Source organism: Actinotalea ferrariae (assembly GCF_019733465.1).
Lineage (GTDB): Bacteria > Actinomycetota > Actinomycetes > Actinomycetales > Cellulomonadaceae > Actinotalea > Actinotalea ferrariae_A.
In genome coordinates this window covers 1-1,498 of the sequence record NZ_JACVQL010000362.1, presented here as the reverse complement: position 1 = coordinate 1,498, position 1,498 = coordinate 1, and the positions used below count along the sequence as shown (strand labels likewise).

General features: G+C 74.5%; 2 protein-coding genes. One reads left to right on the top strand and one right to left on the bottom strand.

What is annotated here, in order from left to right:
- Positions 1 to 516 (top strand): LysE family translocator (locus ICW40_RS19775; protein WP_221655691.1); only part of this gene is annotated, 516 nt, incomplete at its 5' end.
- A gap of 45 nt (positions 517 to 561) precedes the next feature.
- Here ICW40_RS19775 and ICW40_RS19770 read toward each other — a convergent pair.
- Entirely contained in the window at positions 562 to 1,404 is an 843-nt protein-coding gene (locus ICW40_RS19770; RefSeq protein ID WP_221655690.1) for a hypothetical protein, read from the bottom strand.
- Positions 1,405 to 1,498: the final 94 nt, after the last annotated feature.

Below are 1,498 nucleotides of genomic sequence, written 5' to 3'. Positions count from 1 at the left end.
AGCGTCGTCGCCGCCGTCGGCTGCACGCTCGGGACGCTGCCGCACATGCTCGCCGCGATCACCGGGCTGGCGGCGCTGCTCCACACGAGCGCGGTCGCGTTCCAGACGCTCAAGTACCTCGGCGTCGCCTATCTGCTGTGGATGGCGTGGACCACGTGGCGCGACCGCGGGGCGCTCGCGGTCGACGACGACGCGGCCACCGGATCGCGCTCGTCGGCCCGCGTCATCGGTCAGGGCGTCCTGATCAACATCCTCAACCCGAAGCTGACCATCTTCTTCTTCGCGTTCCTGCCGCAGTTCGTCGGTGCGGGCGAGGGCAGCCCGGTCGTGCGGATGCTCGAGCTGAGCGGCGTCTTCATGGTCGCGACGTTCGTCGTGTTCGCCGCCTACGGCGTCTTCGCCGCGGGCGTCCGGGCCCACGTCATCGCTCGGCCGCGGGTCGTGCTGTGGGTGCGGCGCACGTTCGCGGCGTCGTTCGCCGTGCTCGCCGGCCGGCTCGCGCTCGCCGAGCGCTGAGCCGGCGCCGTATCGCCGCCCGGGGGACCGGCGACGACGGGACGCTCAGCTCGAGAGCGCCGGCGCCGCGCCGTACTCGCGCGCCGTGAGGCGCGTGCGCGCCGACGGCTCGACCGTCACGCCGAGGCCCAGCCCGGCGAGGACCCACCGCACGCGCGCGACGTCGAGCGAGCCGTTGCGCTCGACCGGGAGGTGCACGACGCCGTCCACCACGCTCACGTGGTGCAGGCCCAGGATCGTCGTCGACATGGGCTGGTGGTACGGGTAGCGGTGCCGCGCGGTGCGCTCGTCCGCGTGCTCGAGGACCACGAGCCCATGCGCCCCGGCGAGGTCGTCGCGCAGGGCGTCGGCGCGCCAGTGGGCCGGTTCGTCGGCGGCCCCCGTGACGTGGCGGGATCGGTTGGCGGACGTGATGAACAGGGGCACGGGCGAGACGGCGGCGGCCGCGAGCGTGAGGAACCGGTTGGACGGGCAGCGCGTGCCGGGCACGATGACCTGCGTCGTCAGGACGCCGTTGGCCGTGCTCGCGAGGTGCGCGGGGACGTGCGACGCGGCCGGGCCGCGGAACCCGATGGGCCCGACGCGCGCGAACGCGTCGACGACGCGCCCGACGAGCTCGGGCGTGAGCGGCTCGGGCAGGGCGTCGACGTCGAACGCGGACAGCAGGCGGTCCGGCGGGAGCGTGATGCTGCCGACCTGGTCGACCGGCCGGCCCTTGAGCGCGTTGACGCGCGCGACCGAGGCGGCGTCGCCCCGTGCCGTGAGGGCGTAGATGTTGCCGAAGCCGTGCGCGACGACGGCGCCGCCCGCGAGGAGCGTCGCGGCGAGGGCGGTGTCGGTCAGGTCGTCCACCACCAGGCGGTGGTTGCGGAACGTGCTCGTGCTCATGCTGGCCTCCCAGGTCTCACCTGTACGGAGGGCGGCATGAGCCGCATGTGACGGCCCGCGCCGCTCGTCTCTCGACGGTGGCACCGCCGGGACG

Excerpts from the sequence above, each read along its gene's own strand:
- ICW40_RS19770 (WP_221655690.1), bottom strand. The coding sequence starts at position 1,404 with ATGAGCACGAGCACGTTCCGCAACCACCGCCTGGTGGTGGACGACCTG.